This is a genomic window from Streptomyces sp. JLSY215 (assembly GCF_059682825.1).
In genome coordinates, this window is record NZ_CM185022.1 from 524,003 (window position 1) to 543,008 (window position 19,006).

At 71.7% G+C, this 19,006-nt stretch carries 14 protein-coding genes; 9 read left to right on the plus strand and 5 right to left on the minus strand.

Annotated features, from left to right (window positions below; all coding sequences use genetic code 11):
- Positions 1 to 346: 346 nt before the first annotated feature.
- Positions 347 to 550, minus strand: a complete 204-nt coding sequence (locus AC5677_RS02440; protein ID WP_497193319.1) for a hypothetical protein — start codon at positions 548 to 550, stop codon at positions 347 to 349.
- 1,894 nt (positions 551 to 2,444) lie between these two features.
- Here AC5677_RS02440 and AC5677_RS02445 point away from each other — a divergent pair.
- From AC5677_RS02445 to AC5677_RS02480, 8 genes are read left to right on the plus strand one after another with little or no spacing between them, the layout of a single operon-like run.
- Complete coding sequence (locus tag AC5677_RS02445) at positions 2,445 to 3,059, plus strand: hypothetical protein (protein ID WP_497193320.1); 615 nt, start codon at positions 2,445 to 2,447, stop codon at positions 3,057 to 3,059.
- A 59-nt stretch (positions 3,060 to 3,118) separates the two neighbouring features.
- Positions 3,119 to 3,556, plus strand: coding sequence for a phage tail protein (locus tag AC5677_RS02450; RefSeq protein WP_497193321.1), 438 nt, complete (start codon positions 3,119 to 3,121; stop codon positions 3,554 to 3,556).
- Positions 3,549 to 4,352 carry a CIS tube protein gene (locus AC5677_RS02455; RefSeq protein ID WP_497193322.1) on the plus strand — a complete coding sequence of 268 codons (804 nt, stop codon included), beginning with the start codon at positions 3,549 to 3,551 and terminating at the stop codon, positions 4,350 to 4,352. The genes AC5677_RS02450 and AC5677_RS02455 overlap by 8 nt, the downstream gene beginning before the upstream one ends.
- A gap of 16 nt (positions 4,353 to 4,368) precedes the next feature.
- The gene (locus tag AC5677_RS02460) at positions 4,369 to 6,288 is read left to right on the plus strand and encodes a VgrG-related protein (protein ID WP_497193323.1); all 1,920 of its coding nucleotides are present in this window, start codon (positions 4,369 to 4,371) and stop codon (positions 6,286 to 6,288) included.
- A gap of 47 nt (positions 6,289 to 6,335) precedes the next feature.
- Positions 6,336 to 6,776: a GPW/gp25 family protein gene (locus AC5677_RS02465; protein ID WP_497193324.1), complete on the plus strand. Its 441-nt coding sequence runs from the start codon at positions 6,336 to 6,338 to the stop codon at positions 6,774 to 6,776.
- The gene (locus AC5677_RS02470; protein ID WP_497193325.1) at positions 6,776 to 8,794 is read left to right on the plus strand and encodes a putative baseplate assembly protein; all 2,019 of its coding nucleotides are present in this window, start codon (positions 6,776 to 6,778) and stop codon (positions 8,792 to 8,794) included. The genes AC5677_RS02465 and AC5677_RS02470 overlap by 1 nt, the downstream gene beginning before the upstream one ends.
- Positions 8,791 to 9,348, plus strand: coding sequence for a phage tail protein (locus tag AC5677_RS02475; RefSeq protein WP_497193326.1), 558 nt, complete (start codon positions 8,791 to 8,793; stop codon positions 9,346 to 9,348). The genes AC5677_RS02470 and AC5677_RS02475 overlap by 4 nt, the downstream gene beginning before the upstream one ends.
- 3 nt (positions 9,349 to 9,351) lie before the next feature.
- Positions 9,352 to 10,611, plus strand: coding sequence for an NADase-type glycan-binding domain-containing protein (locus tag AC5677_RS02480; protein WP_497193327.1), 1,260 nt, complete (start codon positions 9,352 to 9,354; stop codon positions 10,609 to 10,611).
- A gap of 159 nt (positions 10,612 to 10,770) precedes the next feature.
- Here the strand turns inward: AC5677_RS02480 and AC5677_RS02485 are convergent, their stop codons facing one another.
- From AC5677_RS02485 to AC5677_RS02500, 4 genes are all read right to left on the minus strand, one after another.
- Positions 10,771 to 12,273, minus strand: a complete 1,503-nt coding sequence (locus AC5677_RS02485) for a hypothetical protein (RefSeq protein WP_497193328.1) — start codon at positions 12,271 to 12,273, stop codon at positions 10,771 to 10,773.
- Positions 12,274 to 12,751: 478 nt separating this feature from the next.
- The gene (locus AC5677_RS02490) at positions 12,752 to 13,012 is read right to left on the minus strand and encodes a hypothetical protein (protein WP_497193329.1); all 261 of its coding nucleotides are present in this window, start codon (positions 13,010 to 13,012) and stop codon (positions 12,752 to 12,754) included.
- Between the two features lie 45 nt (positions 13,013 to 13,057).
- Positions 13,058 to 13,378 carry a hypothetical protein gene (locus AC5677_RS02495; protein ID WP_497193330.1) on the minus strand — a complete coding sequence of 107 codons (321 nt, stop codon included), beginning with the start codon at positions 13,376 to 13,378 and terminating at the stop codon, positions 13,058 to 13,060.
- Between the two features lie 426 nt (positions 13,379 to 13,804).
- Positions 13,805 to 14,929 carry an HAD family hydrolase gene (locus AC5677_RS02500; protein ID WP_497193331.1) on the minus strand — a complete coding sequence of 375 codons (1,125 nt, stop codon included), beginning with the start codon at positions 14,927 to 14,929 and terminating at the stop codon, positions 13,805 to 13,807.
- Between the two features lie 481 nt (positions 14,930 to 15,410).
- Here AC5677_RS02500 and AC5677_RS02505 point away from each other — a divergent pair, with 481 nt between their 5' ends.
- Positions 15,411 to 18,956 carry a hypothetical protein gene (locus AC5677_RS02505; RefSeq protein ID WP_497193332.1) on the plus strand — a complete coding sequence of 1,182 codons (3,546 nt, stop codon included), beginning with the start codon at positions 15,411 to 15,413 and terminating at the stop codon, positions 18,954 to 18,956.
- Positions 18,957 to 19,006 lie beyond the last annotated feature (50 nt).

Genomic DNA, 19,006 nt, shown 5'->3' on the forward strand with positions numbered 1-19,006 from the left:
TCGGGCTTCCGGTCCTGCGGCTGCCCGTCGTGGGGCGGCCGGATGAGCCGGCGGCCGGGAGCCCGGGGGCGGCCTCCGGGTCCGCTGCCGCGCGGCAGGCGAGTACGGGACCGGGCACGGGTGCGGTGAGTGGTGCGCGCCCGGGGCGCGGTGCGGGTGCGCGGCAGGGCGCCGGGCCTCGTTCCGCGCCTCGACGCGGGCCCGGAGCTGGGGCAGCGCAGGCGGAGCCCCGGGGTACGGCGCGTACGGGCACCCGAGGTGCGGCCGCGGTACAACGGGCGGCGTCGCCGAGTGCGGCGTCACTGAGTCCGGCACCTGACGCGACGGCTGCCGCACGCGCTCCTCGTCAATCCGCTCCGGGGGGCGAGAGGTCCCCCGCGACCCCGCGGAAGGACACGCGGAGCGCGGCGTCGACCGTGTCGCCGAGCACGCCTTCGGGAGCAACGGCGGCCGGGCCTTCCGTGACGTCTTCCGTCCGGCCGTCCGTCACGTCATCCGTCACGCCGTCCGCCAGGCCGTCCGCCAGGCCGTCCGTCGCTTCAGCCGCCACGCCGCCTGTCACTCCGCCGGTCACTCCGCATACCGGTCCGCCCGTCCTGCCGTCCGGCATGTCGTCCGGCATGTCGTCGAGCGCCCGGCGCGGTGGACAGCCCGGGTCGGCGGTGGCCGAGCCGGCCTCCGGGAGTGTCGGCGATCCGCGTGGGGGCGGCACGGTCATGCCCGATGGCGAGGTCGCGTCCGGTGCTACCGCCGCGCCGAGTGGCAGAGGTGAGGCCGCCCGCTCCACGTCGCGTGAGGGACGGTCTGCCCTGCGCCCCTCAGCGCTGCCCGTAGCCAGGCCCGTGCGGAAGGCCGTCGGTACACGGTCCCCGCTCACCTCGGCCGGCAAGGTCGCGATGCCGCCGCGTCGGCTGCGGACCGCCACCACGTCGCGCGCGGGGAGCAGCGACACCGCCCCCTCCCCCGCTCCCGCCGACACGCCTTTGCAACGCAGCACAGCACCAGCGCCGCCGAAGGCCGCGACGGATCCGGAAGTGGCGCCTCCTGTCCCCTCCGCGTCCTCCGCGTCCTCTACCTCTCTTGACTCTCCTACCTCTCCTGAATCTTCCACCTCCTCTGTCTCTCCTCCCTCGCCCCGCACTCCTGCCGCCGAACCGGCGAGCGAGGGTGCGGCAGCGGCCCCCGCCGCTGTCCGACCTGACATCCCCCACCAGGTCGTACAGCGGCGGGCGGCCGGCCCGGGGCGGAGTGGTGACTCGACCCCGCCGACTCCCCACACGGCAACGAACGCAGGCCCTGCCCCGGAAGCACGGCCTGTCGCGCCCAGGTCCGCGGCCAAGAGCACGCCCCCGCGGTCGGACGCCGACAACGGCGATCACGCGGCCACGCGCTCAGCACCGGCCCCCGCCGCAAGCCCGACGGCGAGCCCGGCCGCGGCCCCCGCCACGAGTGACGGCGACCGAGCGCGCCGGACGGTTCAGCGAGCAGCTGGACGAGCTACCAACCGGCCCATCCGGCGGACCTCGGCGACAGGTGCTCCGCGTCTGGGACTCGGCGCTCCGCTGCTCCCTAGCGGGGACAGCACACAGCCGGTCGAGGACGTTGCGACCGCCGCACGGCCGGTCCGTCCGCCGTCTGACAAGGTCCGTACGCCGGGCCCCGGAAAGCCCTCGCCCCCCACGGTCCAGCGGAAGCCACTGATCGGCGCGCCCACCGAGTCCACCGAGATCCGTCGCCAGGGCGCTGCCCCGACGCATGCACCCGCAGCGACGGCTCCGGCGACCCCGGCACCGGCGTCGGCCTCAACTCCCGCCCCCGCCCCGGCCCCGGCCCCGGCCCCGGTGCAGCGATCCGCCACGCCCACCGAACGCCCCATCCCCACAAGGCCGTCGACGATGCCACGTACGTCGGAAGGTCCTGCATCGGAAAGCCCTGCATCGGGAAGCCGTACATCGGAAAGCCCTGCCTCGGCAAGCCGTACCTCGGAGAGCCACACATCGGCCCTCCGCACGCCGGAATCCCACACACCGAAGCCCCACACGCCGGATTCCCGTGCACCGAAATCCCGCACGTCCGAACCCCGCACGCCCGAACCCCGCACGCCGAAATCCCGTACTCCGCACGCCCACCCGCAGGGATCCCCCACGCCGACGACCCCCGTGCGGACGTCCAGCACCCCGTTCCCTCCCCTCTCCGCTCCCCCCGCCGCCCGCCGTGCGCCGCTCGCGTCGGCGCGTGCGCTGGCCCCAGGAGACCGGCAACGGCCCACCGGGCAGCGGGGCGCAGAGCCCACCGGGCAGCGGGGCCCCGAGCCCGCCGGCCCCACCGCGGTGCAGCGCTCAAGCGTGCAGGCCGACGGCCCGGCACCCGCCGTCCCCCTCCGCCCGGTGGCGAGCGCGGCAGGCGGTGCCGGCCCGGCCAGTTCGGCCGGCACCGCCGGACCGGTGCCCCGACGAGCGGAGGCCGTGCCGGCCGTCGCGCTGCAGAAGCCGGCCTCGGCTCCGGGACGGACGCCGAGCCCCTTGCACACGCCGTCCCGTACGGTCCGGACCGCACCGGCGCATACCGGCCGGACCGCACCGGCTCCCACGGTCCGGACCGCACCGGCCGCCCCCAACGCGCCCATGGTGCGGCATGCGCCCACGGCCCCCGGCGCCCCGGCTCCGGCCGCAGGTCCGGCGGCCCCCCAGCCCCTCGCCCCGGCCGCCCGGCCGTCGGTCGCCCGGCCGTCGGTCGCCCCGCCCAGGCAACCGCTCGCGGCCACACCCCCCAAGCCCGCTCCCGCGGCAACCCCCCGTCCGATCCAGCGCGCAGCCAGTTCCGCCACGACCGCCCCCACCTCACCATCGCCCGCAGGAGCCACCTCAAGGACGACCGCGACTCCCCCGGCCACCCCTCCCGCACCCACCACCCCCGCCGCTGCCGCCGATCCCACCACCGACCCCGCCGCTCTCGACGCCCTCGCCCGCCGCCTGGTGGCCCCGCTCTCCCGGCTGCTCCGTGCCGAGTTGCGTGGCGACCGTGAGCGCATCGGCCGACTGCGCGACAACGGCCGCTGACCCGCCCCGTCCCCCACCCGGCTCCGCCCACCACCACCTCACCCGAAAGACCACCCACCATGCCCCAGGTCCAGGACCCCGGCTCCACCGTCTTCTTCAAGCTCACCATCGACGGCCAGGACCTCGGCCTGTTCAACGGCTGCGACGGCCTGGCCTCCGAGGTGCAGGTGGAGGAGCGGCAGGAGGGCGGCAACAACGGCTTCGTCTGGCAGTTGCCCACCCGTGTGACGTTCTCCACGATCCGTCTCACCCGTCCCCTCACCGCCGACACCTCCCGTGTGGCCGCCTGGATCTCGTCCCTCGCCACCGGCATCACCAGGCCCACCGCCCAGATCGCCGCCCTGCGCGCCGACGGCTCGATCGTCGCGCAGTGGGGGCTGGTGGAGGTGCTGCCGGTGCGCTGGCAGGGGCCGAGCCTGGACCCGTCCAACCCTGCCGTGGCGACCGAGACGCTGGAGATCGCGCACCACGGATTCACCGACGCGGGAGGTGCCTGAGGTGGCCGCACCGACCGGCGGTAAAGCAGGGGCGAGCCTCGTACGGGCCGCCCTCGCGATCCACCAGCCCCCCACCGACCTCGGTGGCTCCATCGGCGGCCGCATCGGTGAGGTGGAGTTCCAGTTCAATCCGACCCAGCTGCAGCTCGGGCGGGAGGCGGAGTGGCACACCCAGGCCGCTGTCGCCTACATGCGGGGTGCGCCGCCCAAGTTCACCGGCACCCGGCCCGCCACGCTCCAGCTGGAGGTGTTCCTGGACGCCTCCGGCACGCCGAATTCCGGGAAGGTGCAGAAGCAGGTCGAACTGCTGCTGTCCTGTTGTGAGGTGACGGCGCAGAGCGTCAATTCCAAGCGTCCGTCGCCTCCTTGGGTGCGGTTCTCCTGGGGGTCGTTCAACACGGTCCAGTTCGTGGCGTACGTGACGAGCGTCAGCGCCACCTACACGCTCTTCAACCCCACCGGCGAGCCGATCCGCGCCACCTGCACGCTGTCCCTCACCGAAGTGGCCATGCCCACCAAGGGGCAGAACCCCACCTCCGGCGCGCTCTCCGCACGGCGTATCCACCGCACGGTCGCGGGTGACTCGCTCGCCTCGCTGGCCTGGCGGGAGTACGGGGACGCCACCCGTTGGCGGCTGATCGCGGAGGCCAACGACATCGACGATCCGATGCGGCTCCGGCCGGGCACGGAGCTGCTGCTGCCCGCCGCCGACGAAGGCCACCCCGAAGACCCGCCCCCCAGCAGTCCCGCACACGGTCCCACCGGTAGCTCCACATCCCACGAGGCCGCCCGATGATCAGCGAGAAGATCCGATGAGTGAGAAGACGTACACCAGCGTCGTGCACGCCGAGATCGGCGGCGCACCTCTGCCCGACAAGCTCGCCGCCCTGCTCACCGCATGCTGGGTGGACGCGAGCGTCAATGTGCCGTCCGCTTTTCAGCTCACCTTCAGTGACACGGGATCGGACATCCTCAAGACCTTCCCGCAGCTGAAGGTCGGCGCGAAGGCGGTGCTGTCGCCGTTCACGGACGGGCAGCGCGGCACGCCGATGGTGACCGGCGAGGTCACCGCCCTCGAGGTGGACGCGGACGCGAGCGGCAAGTCACTGGTCGTGCGGGGGTACGACCCGGGGCACCGGCTGCTGCGCAATCGCCGCGTCGCGGGCTACCCCAACATGACCGCCAGCGACATCGTGCGCCGGCTGGCCGGCCTCAACAACCTCTCCCTCGGCAAGGTGGAGGCGACCAGCACCGTCTACGAGCTGGCCACCCAGCCCAATATCACCGACTGGGACTTTCTGCTCCGCCTCGCCCAGGAGAACGACGCCCATCTCTCCTTCGATCCGAAGGGCAAGCTCCAGTTCGGCAAGCTCACCCCGGCCGCGTCGGCCCCGGCCGACACCACACCGGCCGCGCAGAGCCCGTACGTCCTGGAGTTCGGCCACAACGCGCTGCACAGCCGCATCGCCGTCACCGCCGCCGGGCAGGTCGACAAGGCGGGCGCGCGCGGCTGGGACATGCGGGCCAAGCGTGCGCTGTCCGCGCAGTCCCCGGCCACGGCGAGCAAGGACATCGTCGCGGACATCGCGCCCGCGGCGCTCAGCAAGCCTTTCGGTTCGGCCGAACTGACCGCCACGGACACGCCGTTCACCACCCAGGCTCAGGTCACCCATGCCGCGCGTGCGCTCGCCGACGATGTGGCGGGCTCCTTCGCGGAGCTGGAGGTGGCGGTGACCGGCAATCCTCAGCTGAAGCCGGGGCAGCCCGTCGCGCTCAAGGGCGCCGGATTCCCGTTCGAGGGGAAGTACACGGCGACCGGTGTCCGCCATGTCTTCGAATCGGGGCGGCAGTTCACCACCTGGCTGACCGTCTCGGGGCGGCAGTTCCGGTCGCTGTACGGGCTCGCGTCCGGCGGCGTGGATCCGGCGCCGCCGATGCCGGGCGTGGCCATGGCCCTGGTCAGCAATGCCAAGGACCCGCTGAAGCTGGGCCGGGTCCGGCTGCGCTTCCCCTGGCTGTCGGACACCTACGAGAGCGACTGGTGCCGGATCGCGCAGCTGGGCGGCGTACGCGGCGGCGGTCTGATACTGCCCGAGGTGGGCGACGAGGTGCTCGTCGCCTTCGACCGGGGCTCCCTGGAGCATCCGTACGTCCTGGCCGGGCTGTACAACGGCATCGACAAGCCGACGCCCAACACGGACGGGCTGCAGCCGGTGGACCCGACCAGCGGCCGTATCAACTGGCGCTCCCTCGCCTCGCGCAGCGGTCACACCGTCGAGCTCGTCGACGCCAAGTCCCGTATGAAGAGCGGCATCAGGCTGCAGACCGGCAACGGCAAGCTCACCGTCCACATGGACGAGACGCGCACCCAGGTCACCATCCGCAGCGACGGCTCCGTCTCCATCACGGGGACCCGGAACGTGAGCATCAAGGCGGGCGGGAATCTGTCGCTCACCGCGGGAGGTTCGCTGACGATGAGCGCCGGCGGGGCGGTCGACATCAAGGCAGGCGCGAAGTTCGGCGTCGCGGCGGGCGCCGTGGCGGACATCAACGCGACCGGCGCCATCAGCCTCAAGTCGGCCGGTGCGGTCGCCGTCAACTCGGTCGGCGCGGTCTCCGTCAGCGCGGTCGGCGCGGTAGCGGTCAACGCGGGCGCCGCGGCGGCCATCAGCTCGCCGGCCACGGTCGCCCTGAGCGCACCGGCCGTCCTGCGCAACGGCATTCCTTTCTAGGCGCGTGAGGAAGTTGAAGGACATGCATCACAAGGGAGGCACCGGACATGAGTGAACAGTTCGTCGGTGCGGGCTGGGCCTTTCCGCTGCGTACGGACGCGGGCGGCGGCATCGCGCTGGCCCGCCGCGAGCGCGAGGTCGAGGAGTCGATCCGGCTCGTGCTCGCCACCGCGCCCGGCGAGCGCCCGATGCGGCCGGAGTTCGGCTGCGCCGTCCACGACATGGTGTTCGCTCCGGTCAACGAGGCGACGGCCGGGCGCATCCGCTACGAGGTGCGGTCCTCGCTGGACCGTTGGGAGCCCCGTATCGAGGTCCAGGACGTCGAGGTGACCCCGGCGCCCGACGATCCGTCCGTGCTCTTCATCGACGTGCGCTACAGCGTGCGCGGCACCAACAATCCGCGCAGCCTCGTCTTCCCCTTCTATGTGATCCCGTCCACGGAGTCCGGCTCCACCGCATCCCTCGCGTCCACCGAAAGCGAAGCCTGATGGCCCTGCCCGCACCCCATCTCGACGACCGTCGCTTTCAGCAGTTCGTCGACGACGCCAAGCGCTATATCCAGCAGCGCTGCCCCGAGTGGACCGACCACAACGTCTCGGACCCTGGGGTGACCCTCATCGAGGCCGTCGCGCACATGGCCGACCAGATCGTCTACCGGCTCAACCGGGTGCCGGAGAAGAACCACCTGGCCTTCCTCGACCTGCTGGGCGTCACCCTCTTCCCGCCGTCCGCCGCCCGCGCCGACGTCACCTTCTGGCTCTCCGCTCCGCAGCCCGAGCCGGTCGTGCTGCCCGCCGGGACGGAGGTGGCCACCGGCCGGACCGAGACCGAGGAGGCGGTGGTCTTCGCCACCGAGGACGATCTGACCGTGGTGCCCTGCGAACTGACCGCCGTACTGCGGCAGGAGGCCGGGACCACGCCCGCGGACTGCAGCCAGGACATCTTCGCCGGCAGCGATGTCGCCGTCTTCGCGGCCGCCCCGCAGCCGGGCGACACCCTCCTGTTCGGGCTGTCGGCGGCGGTACCGCGGTGCGCGGCCGTGTTGCTGCTGGACAGCCGGGTGGACGGCGTCGGCGTCGACCCGCGCCAGCCGCCGCTGCGCTGGGAGGCATGGACCGCCGACGGATGGGCGGAGTGCGAGGTTTCGGAGGACTCCACCGGCGGCCTCAACCGGCCCGGCGAGGTCGTGCTGCACATCCCGGCCGGGCACATCGTCTCCCGCGTCGGCAGGACGGACGCCGCGTGGCTGCGCTGCCGGGTCGTCGAGGCCGCGCCCGGCCAGCCGTTCTACAGCGCCTCGCCGACCGTACGGTCCGCCTCCGCGTTCACCATCGGGGGCACGACGAAGGTCGCGCACGCCGTCGTGGTCCAGAACGAGCCGCTCGGCGAGTCCGCGGGCGTGCCCGGCCAGCGGGTGCGGCTGGCGCACGCGCCCGTTGTCGCCGACCGCCCGCCGCTGCGGCTGCAGGTCTCGGACGGGGAGGGCTGGCAGGAGTGGCAGGTCGTCCCCGACTTCGCGTCCTCCGGCCCGCACGACCGGCACATCACGCTGGAGGAGGCGACCGGCGAGATCGCCTTCGGCCCTTCGGTACGCCAACCCGACGGCTCGGTAAGGCAGTTCGGAGCGGTGCCGGCCAAGGGCTCGGTGATCCGGGCCCCGTACTACCGCACCGGCGGCGGGCGGTCGGGCAATGTGGCGCGCGGCGCGATCCAGGCGCTGCGCAGCTCGATCCCGTACGTGGCGCGGGTGGAGAACCGTGAGGCGGCGCGCGGCGGGGTCGACGGCGAGACGGTGCAGGAGGCGAAGGTCCGCGCGCCGATCACGCTCCGGGCGCAGGAGCGGGCCGTGACCGCCCGCGACTACGAGGAACTGGCGCGGCGCGCGGCCCCCGAGGCCGCCCGGATCGCCTGTCTCGCGGTGGATCCCGCCGAGCCCTCGACGGGCGCCGCGGGCGCGTCGGGTGCCGTGAGTCCGGGGGGCGCCGAGGCCGGCCGGACCGGCGACAACGCCGTCCGGGTCCTGGTCGTCCCGCAGGCCGTCCCCGACCGCGGTGGCCGGCTCCGCTTCGAGCAGCTGGTGCCCGGTGAGGAACTCCTCGGCCGGGTCACGCAGTTCCTCGACGAACGCCGGCCGGTGGGCACCCGCCTCGCGGTCGGCCCGCCCTTCTACCAGGGCGTCACCGTCGTCGCGACGCTGCACTCCTTCCGTGCGGCGAAGGCCGACCGCGTCCGCGCCGAGGCCCTGGACGCGCTCTACGCCTACCTCGACCCGCTGACCGGCGGAGCCCATGGCGACGGCTGGCCCTTCGGCCGTCCGCTGCGCTCCGGTGAGATCTTCGCGGCCCTGCAGCGCGTACCGGGAGTGGAACTCGTCGACGAGGTCCTCCTGCACCCCGCCGATCCGCTCACCGGCCGGCGCGGCGACGCCACCGACCGCATCGAGCTCGCCCGCTCCGCGCTCCTGTTCCCCTTCGACCACCGCGTCCGCGTGATCGAGGCCCGATGAGGGGCACACCCGCGGGGATGGCCTCCCCGCACCCACTGGGCGGGCAGCTCCCCGCGGTCTACGCCGACGACGATTTCGCGCAGCGTTTCGTCGAGGGCCTCGATGTCGTGCTCGCTCCCCTCTTCAACGTCCTGGACTGCCTGGAGAGCTATTTCACGCCCGCGCTGGCACCGGAGGACTTCGTCGACTGGCTGACCACGTGGGTCGGCACCGAACTCGACGGGACGGAACCGCTCGCCACCCGCCGCCGCGCCGTGGCAACGGCCGTCTCGCTGCACCGGGTACGCGGCACCCGGCTCGGCCTGTCGGAAGCCGTCCACCTGGCCTTCGGGGTCCGGCCGGAGATCATCGAGAGCGGCGGGGCGACCTGGTCCCGGCGTCCGCTCGGTCCCTTCCCGGGCTCGGCGCACCCCGGCCTGCGGGTCACCCTGCGGCTCCGTGACCCCTCCACCGTCGACCCGCACCGTCTGCACGCCGTCGTCGCAGCGGCCCGCCCCGCGCACCTCCCCTTCGCGGCCGAGGTGACCCACCTGCTCACCCCTGAAGGAACCTGACCCATGCCCACGGACCACACCCTCTGCCCCGACTGCGGCGCCCCCGCCTCCCAGACAGGCCAGTCCTTCTGCGACTCCTGCGGGGCGTTCCTGCGCTGGGACCGACCGGCGTCGCCGTCGCCCACGGCGGAACCGGAGCGTCCGGCCGCCGCGGCCCCGCCGGCTCCCGCGCCGCCCGCCCCCGCGAACGCGCCGAACCACCCGGCGCCCACCACTCCCCCTCCCGCCCCGCCTCACACTCCCGCCACCGGGCACGGCCCCCACTCGGCCGCCGTTCCGCAGCAGGGTGCCGGCGCCGACCCGGCCGCCCCGACCGCCCCGCTCCCGTCGGCCGCCGCGAACGACAGGACGGCGGGCCGGTCCCCGTCCGGCCCGGACAGCCAGGACGGCCCGCCCGCGCACCGTCCGGCCGGCGCGGGGGGCGTCTCCGAGACCGGCATCCGCGCCCTGCTGGTCCCCGTACCGGGCTCCTCCCCCACCCCGCCTCCCGAGGCCCCCGGCAGCGTGCTCCCGGGCCGTCCCGATGAGGCCCGGCCCCGGGTCCGGGCCCCGCAGGCGGCCCCCGAGGACGGCGCACCGTGCCCGAGCTGCGGCGCGCTCAACGCGCCGCGCCGGCACTTCTGCCGGAGCTGCGCCAGCCTCCTCAAGCACACCGCACCCGAGACCGCCGAAGGCCCGTACGCCGGGGAGCGGCCGCGGCTGAACCGGGACCGCGCCCGGTGGATCGCCCGAGCAGTGGTGGCGGCGGTGATCGCGGGCGTCGTGGTCGGGGGCATCATCGGCGGGCCGCCGGCCGCACAGGCGATCCAGGACCGCTTCGCCAAGCGCGTCCCCGTACCCGCGGCCACCTGGAAGGCCTCGCACTCCGGCCCCAAGCACGAAGCGCAGCTCGCGTTCGACAGGTACTCCAACACCTGGTGGGGTTCGGGCTTTTCCGGCAACTCGGAGGGCCAGTACCTGGAGGCCGGATTCGGTCAGCCCACCGACCTGCTGAACGTTCTGATCACCCCCGGGGCCACCGCGCGCACCCCGCAGGCCACCGATCCGGCCCGCCCGCGCGACTTCGACCTGATCGTGACCGACTCCGCGGGCAAGCAGCACATCTCGCACCCCCGGATCAATGACGGCGGGGTACAGCAACTCGATGTGGCGGTGCGGAATGCGATGACCGTACGGCTGGTACTGCACACCGCGTACGGCGCCTCGGACAAGAAGCAAGTGGCCATCGCCGGGCTGGAGTTCTTCGGCCGGTCGGCGCAATAGCCGACGGGAGCCGGGGCGGCGGCCACGGGACACGCCGCCCCGGAGCCCGCCACCGGAACGACGTTCTCCCGGCGCGCATCCGCTGCGCGCCGGGAGTACCGTGCCGCAAGGCCCGGACAGGGCTCAGGCGTCCACCCGTGCCCAAGGCGCCGGCTTCACTCAGGCGTCGCCCTGACGCTCGCGGCGTACCTCGTCGGTCAATTCCTCCACCTCGCCCTTGGCGATGGCCCGCGCATCGATCTCGGCCCAGGCTCGGTTGGAGATGCGGTACGGGACGGGGCGGCCGCCGGAGGCGCGGGACTCCGCCTCGGCCATGGACTTGAGCCGCTGCCGCTCGGCCTCGTAGACCGGACCGGCCCCCGGCACCTCACAGGACAGGTTGCCGCTCGACAGGTTGCCGCTGAAGCGGACGACGGTCGGTGCGCTGGTGCACTGGCCGGCGGCTTTGCCGTTGATGGTGACGGTGGCGGTCATGACGGCGGTGACCTGGTTGATCTCGATGGTCACCCCCTTCTCCCGGGGGACGATCTTCCCGGTGAAGCTCTCCGTGACGGAGCAGCCGCCGGCACCGCAGTTCAGTGATCCGCCGGTGTCGAGCGTGAAGTCGACGTTGTCGTCGACCGCGTCGCCGAGCTTGTCGATGTACTCCTGGAGCCGGTCGAACATCTCGTCGGACTCGGGCCCGGTGAGCGGGGTCAGCTCCATCCCCTTGGAGTCGCCTTCCTTGAGCGGGCCTTCCTCCACTGTGGGGGGCATCGAGGGCGTCGCTCCCTGCGATGCGGCGCTCTGCATCCCGTCGACCATGTCGTGGAGGTCGTACGGCTCCAGGCGCAGCACGCGGTAGGGCGGCTTCTTGGCGACGGTCAGGCGACCGGCGGAGGTGTCGACCCGCAGAGCCGGTACGCCGCTCACGACGAGCGGCGGTGCGCCCGGGGTGTCGGCCTCGGGGAACCGGTCCACCCGGTCCAGTGCGCGCCGGAGGTTCGCGGCCAGCTGCTTCGGAGACTGGTACTGCTGGAGCACCTCGTCGAGGACCTTGGTGCCACCGGTCGGGTTGACCACCCACCGGCCCGGACCGTCCTGTTCGCCCTTGGGCAGGAGGTCCTTCTCGTAATCGGCCGCCTTGTGATGCCGGGTGAAGGTCTTGCCGTCGATCCTGAGGACGTCGCTCTCCAGGTTCTTCAGCGTGCGGCCGTATCCCGTGCTGCCGAACTTCTTGTTGGACGCGGTGACGGTGATGTCCCGTTCGGTGATGCCGGCGATCGCGGTGTCCTTGTAGCGCAGTCCCCGGGCAACGGCCAGGCTCGCCACGGCCTTGTCGAACGGTCCCCGGTCGCCCGTGGCTTCGTCCTTGTCGTCGTCTCCGGTCACCCAGACCAGCAGGCCGGCCAGCAGGGCGAGTACGACAACGCCGACGCCGATGAGCTGGGGGCGGCGGAGGCGCCGGAGGTCAAGGGGAATGCGGTTGCGCGCTTGGCGGTCGTCGTCCTTGCCTTCGGCATGCGGCTGCGGAGCCGTGGGCGGGCCGTCCGGTGTCTTCGCCCCGTCCGGACCCTCCGCCGCCTCGCCCGTTCCCTCCGCCTCGTCCGTTCCCCTCCCCTCGTCCGTTCCCCTCCCCTCGTCCGTTTCCTTCGCCTCGTGCGTCGGTTCCGGGTCGGTCACGACTCCCCCTAGCGGACTCGCAGGCGCTGCCTCGTGAGCGCCCTCATCGTTGTGGTGCGTGGCGTGTTCGGTACGCGGATGCGGAGCCCTTCGCGAAGAGCCGCGGGTCTCCCGCCCTGGGCGGGGTGCGGCCCCCGATCAGGGAAGTGCCGCGAGGCGGTAGACGATCGAGGCCGGCGAGCTGCCTGCATCGGACGACGCCGACGCTAACCCCGTCCGTTGAAATGCCCATGAAATGGCGAGGCATCGCTGTCCGAAGAGTGTCTTCAGCGCCGCCTGGCAGTCGGCAGGGGTCCGGCAGACCTTGCCGGTCAGGGCGCCGCGGGCGGTGGGGCGCGAGCCGGTCGCCCGCACCGGCAACATGACTGAGCGGGGCACCTGGAATTCAGGAGCCCCGCCGGTGAGCCCGGGTCACGCTCGCACCGGGAACGGCATGAACGGAACCCGCGGCGCTACTGCGACGAGCAGATAGGCCGGTCTACACCGTGAAGTAGTCGTTCCAGGCATCGACCAGCGATTGCCGGATGGATGCATCGGCGTGTTGTGCCGCCTGATTGAACGTGCCGGTCACGCCGTAGTAGTAATAGTTGCCGTCGTTTGTCGCCATATGGTCTTCGGCCGGGTTGTCGACGTGGCGGCTGAAATGGAGATTCGCGAAGGCCGTCACTGCGGTGCAGATGTAGTACACCCAGTTCCCCGTCGCGTTCTCCATGGCGTTCGTGATGCTCCAGTTGTTCATGGGCATGACGATCCCCATCCCCCTCTTTCTCGCCGGATTCCGCGGTCAGACCGCGGACAGGGTGATGTCGCCCGTGGTGCTGACCGTCATGCGGTAGTCCTGCGGGCTGCTCTCGACGTTGGCGAGGACGAACTCCCCCTTGCCGTCATCCCACTGACCTTTGACCTTCCAGTCGTCGTCCCAGAGGATGCACCGGCCCCGGCCGGTCTGAACGCTCAACGGCCTTTCCTTGTGCTGCGAGATCCACGCGTAGGCGTCGCTGTACGACCTCGGGTTCACGGATTCGCTGTCCCCGGCATGCTCTTCGTTGACGAAGGACACGTACGAGTTCGACTGGTTGTCACAGCCCCTGATTCCAGTGGTCATTCATTTCTCTTTTCGCTGACCCATGGCACTTATCGCTCGGCCTGCCGAAGTGCCACGCCTTGGACTGACTCCGCCAATGACAGCAGAGCGCCGGGGCCATTGCGGGAGAATGGTGACAATCGGCTGGAATCTTCCCCTTGGCCGAACGGGTCCTCTTGCCAGGGGACTTCAGCCATGAATGCGACCTGGCAGACTGCCGATGTCAGGGAAACAGCATCCCATGAATTACATCGCGAGTTCGAATTTCGCAGAAATGCGTGAACGGGTAAATGCCGTCGGCGTACGGGCCGTTGCCGCTCGGCCGCACAGCCGCCGTCGGCCCATGACGACAATGTCGGCCTTCAAGACCACCAGGTCTTGAAGGCCGACGTCAGTCACACGGGTGCGGACCTCGCATCGGCCCACGGCACCGCCCGGGGCGACGGCTCAGCCGATCTGTGCCGGCGTCACCGTCAGCCAGCGCTTGTCCGCCGTGACCTTCTGGCCCAGTTCCTTCTGGCGTTCGGCGTTGGAGCGCTTCATCTCGTCGAGCTCCTTCATGTAGCTCTCCTTGCGGTTCACCCACACCCGGACGCCGCCGTGCTCCACGTCCGCGGAGTGGAAGAGCATCGGGCCGTCGCTCTTCGGGGTGTCGCCCGCCACGAGGAGCGGCTTCTGCCACTCGTCGATATAGGTGTTGATCGCCGCCGGCTTGCCTTCGTACCAGGTCAGCGGTGCCCACAGCGTCGGCGTCAGCTCGCGGTCGGCGAGCTTCTCGGGGTCGAAGCGGCCAGCCGCGATCTCCTTGCGGGAGCTGGTGACGTCGCCGGTCTTGCGGTCCTTGAGGAGCGCGGAGACGCCGAGGACGTTCTCCGGCTTCACGTTGTAGCCGTACTTGGGGTCGCCCAGGACCATGCGCACCAGGTCCTCGGAGGCCGCGCTCACCACGTACACCTCGATGCCGTGCTTGCGCAGCGCCTTGTAGAGCTCCTGCATGCCCGGCGAGAGGCGGGGGGCCTCGACCTCCATCTTGGTCAGCTTCCCGTCCTCGTAGTACTCGGCGGGTATCGGCTTGCCGTACGCCAGCAGCTCGTCCACGTAGCCCTTGAGCTGCTTCAGGGTGAAGCCCGAGAAGATCTGCGCCGCCCACGGGTAGCAGACCTGGTCGTCCACCTCGCACAGGCGGTTGTAGTAGCTGTAGAGGCTCTCCTTGTGGGTCGCCGTGTCCTTGAAGGGGATGGTCTTCAGGGACGGGTCCATGGTCTTGCGGGTCAGGACGCCCTTCATCTCCAGGAAGGGCAGCAGGGCCTCTTCCAGGTCGTTGCGGTACGTGGTGTTGTCCGCGTCGAAGACCGCGTACGCGCCCTTGTGGTCGTGGTCCGCGATGACCTTGCCGAGCTTCATGGCCACGGGCTCGGGCCAGTGCTTCAGCTCCGCCGTGGCGACCTGTGACGACGACCCGGCGGCCTCGGCCTCGCCGCCCGGCCACAGGGCACTGCCGGCGAAGACCGCGGCGGCCAGCGCCCCCACGGTGCCGAAAATCGCAAGCTTGCCTTTTGCCCGTACTGGCATGGTTTCCATTCCTCTGAGAGCTGTGCGCCGCCCGTCCGGAGCGGCGGGCAATGGTATGAGGCCGGGCGCGGATTGCCCATGATCGACGTCACCGTGAACGGAGGGTGTGGGCTGGCGGAACAGGGGTATGGGCCGGCGCCGGGGTACCGGCCTCAGCACCCTTCATCCCTTCGGTGCGCCGTCGGCCGTCGGGGAAGCGGGCCGATCGGCGGGTGGGAGTGAGGTGGCGGCGACATCCCTGAACTGCCATGACGCAGTGGGGACTTGGCGCTGCGGCACGCGGCCTGCCCCTGCGGTTCGGGGGTGACCGCGGCCCGTCACTCCACGGGGCGGGTCTCGCTGCCGGCCGGGCACGCTCCCCAAATGCTCCACAAGAAGTTCGAGCAGCGATCGAGCCCCCTTACGTTACGTTCCTCCCGTAATCGCCTGACCGCCCGCCGTTTCGGCGCTGTCGTTCAGGCGCGACGTCATGGGGGGAACCATGGACATCGCACTTCCGACCGACGACACCGGTGGCGGCCCTGCCCGCTGCTGCGTGTTTCTCTTCGACAACGCAACCGGCGGCCCCGTCTCCGGGGCACTGACCTTCCTCGAAGCCCAGCTGACCGTCACCGAAGAGGGCTCCGGCCGCGAGGTGGGGGACGCGGCATCCGCCGGGCACTCGGTCCGCATCCCGCTGGGGCTGCTCGGCAGTGACCACGCCGGGTACCTCTCCTGGGATCTGGCGCCTCTGTGGCGGCAGGCCCGCCAACTGGCCGAACGGCCCGACGGCTCCACCGCCGAGGTCCGGCTCACCCATGTGTGGCTGTACCTCTGCGGTCCGCTGCAGAGCGCGGTGGACGTCCTGGCCGAGGCCGACGAACGGGCGCAGGCGCTGGTCCTGCGGCTCGGCGTGGACCGCGGCGGCGTCTTCACCGGCTCCGCCACCGGCTTCCCCGCGATGCAGTCGCCCTCGCTCCTCGACTGGTATCTCTCGCCGGGCTCCTTCGCCTACGTACCGGCCGAACTCATCGGGCAGGACGGCTGCGAGACCCTGCTGCCGTCCAACGTGGCCACCCAGCAGTACCAGGTGCACCAGATCGTGCCCGTCCCGCATCTTCTGGCGAGCCTGGACTACGGCGCTCAGTACGCGGCGGCGGCCGGGGACGGCGGCGGCACCTCCGACGGCACCTCCGGCTTTCCGGTGCCGATCGCCCTGGTCATCAGCTACGACGTCACGTGGATCCCCGTGGGGCACGGGCTCGGCCAGGTCACCTACAGCCTCCCCCTGGCACCGGGCGAGCAGGTGCAGCTCGCGGTCGTGGACTGGTCGCGCACCTCGACCGACAGCCGGCTGGAGGACATCGCCCTCACGGACGACCTGGAGCATGCCCTCACCCGCGACCGGACGGTCGACGAGGTGGTCAAGGGCGCCGTCAACGAGTGGCAGCGCGGCGGTTCGGTGATGACCGGCGCGGCGGGGGCCGCGTCGATGGGCATGTTCGGCGGCTCCGCCGCGATCGGCGGCGGCTACGCCACGACGACCGGCGACCGCAGTGTCTCGGCGGACACCGTGCAGAACCTGCACGACCAGATCCGCCAGCACTCCACCTCCGTACGCGATATGCGCAGCACGGTGGTCGTACAGTCCCGGCAGACGGAGAGCTCCACCGCGCAGACCCGGACCGTACGCAACCACAATCACGCGCATGCGATGACCCTGCTCTACTACGAGGTGCTGCGGCACTTCCGGGTGCTCGTCGAGCGCGGGACGGTGCGTCCGGCCGTTCTGCTGCCCGCCGCGTCCCCGAACCTCGACGACGAGCTGGTCATCGTCCGCTACCGCCGCCTCCTGCAGGCCGGACTGCTCGATCCGCAGCTGGCCGGCGGGTTCGACGCGGTGGAGAAGTACGCGGCGTGGCAGGAACTGCAGCCCGAGGTACCGGTACCGCCCGATCCGGGCAGCGTCGAGTTCATCCTCTTCCAGTTCCGCTTCACCATCGGTGACCTGTCCAGCTTCCAGGACCGGGTGCCCACGACGGTCACCCTGACCCAGCGAGCGCCCGGCGGCGGCCAGAAAGTCTCGGATCTGGTCCGTCCGCAGCACAGCGACTGGGACCCCGATCCCACCCATCTGCAGAATCCCGGGGACTTCCAGCACACCCACGCCATGGTCGATCTCGCCGGTGTGCCCCGGCCCGACGAGCGCGTCAACTGGCGTGATCTGCGGACGATTTCGGTGACCCTGATCCCGCCGCACACCGAGGGCAGGAACGACGACGTCGCCGTGGAGCATCTGGTCGTCACGGCCGTGGACACCGCGGGCAACACCCACCTCCTGGTCGACGAGCCCAGCGGCAAGCTCTTCCAGAAGCCTTCGACGACCTGGGCGCTGGCGGTACGTCAGGCGCCGGAGCCCGCGCCCGCGCCGAGCCCGTTCCAGCGCCTCAGCGATGACGAGAACCTGCTGCGGATCCGGTTGCGCAGGCACCTGGTGCAGAACCGCGAGCACTACTACCGGCTGATCCGGCTCGGCGAGGACCCCAATGCCCGGTGGACGGAGCTGGCGGGCAGCAGCCTCACCGTCGGGGGCACGACGCGCCCGCTGTTCCAGGCCGTCGAGAACCGCGCCCTGGAGGTGCTCGGGGATGCCACGGCCTTCCCGCTCGATCCCGCCCTGTTCGACGACTCGGACGAGGGACAGGTACGCCTTCCCGAAGTGGCTCCCGCCCGCAGCGAGCAGCTGATCAGCCTGCCGACCCGCGGGGTCTTCGCCGAGGCCAAACTCGGCCACTGCAATTCCGCGGAGGTCATCGACAACACCCGCTTCTGGGACTGGCAGAAGTCGCCCGATCCGGACAGCGCCCCGGAGATCGCTCCGGTGTCCACGGCGACCCGGGAGGTCGTCGTCTCCACGACGCCCTCGGGGCTGCCCGCCTCGTCGGTGACCATCGTGCAGCCGCCGCAGGCCCCCGACCCGGTGGGCATGGCGGCGGCGCTGCAACTCCTCGGCAAGGGCGACATCTTCCGCGATATGTCGATGCAGAAGGAGATCGCCGCGCTGCTGACCTCGCTCGCGAGCAACGCGGCGGGCCTCGCGGGCAAGAACCCCGGAACGCCGGGCACGCCCGGAACACCCGGCGCGCCCGGCACCGGCTCGACGCCGGGCACCGGCGCGGACGGCGGTACGGGAGCGGGTTCGCCCGGCACCGGAGGCGGCCCCGGCGCACCGTCCGGCGGCGGCACCGGAACCCCGGGCGGGGGTACGCCGGGCGGCGGCACCGGAACCGGAGGAACGGACCCCCACCCGGGCGGCACCCCGGGCACCTCGGGCCCCGGTACGCAACCCGGCACCGGCGACGGAGGCTCCGCCACACCGAAGCCGCCCGCTCCGGTACCCCATCCCCCCGCTCCCCGGCCGCCCGTGCCGATCGGCTCGGGCAACCGGTCGTTCGTCTTCAGCTTCGCCCCTGTCAGTTTCGGGCCCAGCGAGGCGGACTGGGAGCGCGGCAGGTTCACCATCGCGATCTTCCAGGACGGCAAGCCCGTGCTCAGCCAGGACAATGTGGTTCCCGCGGCGCCCAGCGTCATCCTCAACGGCAAGGTCGCCCCGAACAAACCCCTGGACATCGTGGTCGACGGCTCGTCCGCCCATTGGGTGACCTACCCCGCGATCTACTCCTCCGCCATGGCGGGCAACCCGGCCACCACCGGAACGCCTCCCGGCATCCTGATCACCACGCACCTGGTCGGCAAGCTGACGCTCGCCGGTCTGGATCCCACGCAGCGAAGCTACGTCTTCACCATCCAGCGGGAGGTCAAGTTCACCTCGGTGACGCTGAGCGAGCAGCAGATCCGGCAGCAGGGCCTGGAGAAGGCCGTGTCGGGGCAGATCAACGCCAGCTTCGACAAGGTCATTTCGTTCGGCGCGGGGCTCACCTCGTCCGAGACGTCCTCGACCAGCAGCGGGACGACCACCAACAAGACGGACACCGTACCGGTCACCTACTTCAGCGGACTGATGTCCGTCGTCCCGGTCAAGAACTGACAGACAACAAGGCCTGACAGGGCGCTCCTCAGCACGGGGGAAGTCACGGG

Coding starts and splice junctions, on each gene's coding strand:
- AC5677_RS02495 (WP_497193330.1), bottom strand. CDS start 13,378: ATGACCACTGGAATCAGGGGCTGTGACAACCAGTCGAACTCGTACGTG.
- AC5677_RS02475 (WP_497193326.1), top strand. CDS start 8,791: ATGAGGGGCACACCCGCGGGGATGGCCTCCCCGCACCCACTGGGCGGG.
- AC5677_RS02480 (WP_497193327.1), top strand. CDS start 9,352: ATGCCCACGGACCACACCCTCTGCCCCGACTGCGGCGCCCCCGCCTCC.
- AC5677_RS02505 (WP_497193332.1), top strand. CDS start 15,411: ATGGACATCGCACTTCCGACCGACGACACCGGTGGCGGCCCTGCCCGC.
- AC5677_RS02490 (WP_497193329.1), bottom strand. CDS start 13,012: ATGAACAACTGGAGCATCACGAACGCCATGGAGAACGCGACGGGGAAC.
- AC5677_RS02465 (WP_497193324.1), top strand. CDS start 6,336: ATGAGTGAACAGTTCGTCGGTGCGGGCTGGGCCTTTCCGCTGCGTACG.
- AC5677_RS02450 (WP_497193321.1), top strand. CDS start 3,119: ATGCCCCAGGTCCAGGACCCCGGCTCCACCGTCTTCTTCAAGCTCACC.
- AC5677_RS02460 (WP_497193323.1), top strand. CDS start 4,369: ATGAGTGAGAAGACGTACACCAGCGTCGTGCACGCCGAGATCGGCGGC.
- AC5677_RS02470 (WP_497193325.1), top strand. CDS start 6,776: ATGGCCCTGCCCGCACCCCATCTCGACGACCGTCGCTTTCAGCAGTTC.
- AC5677_RS02500 (WP_497193331.1), bottom strand. CDS start 14,929: ATGCCAGTACGGGCAAAAGGCAAGCTTGCGATTTTCGGCACCGTGGGG.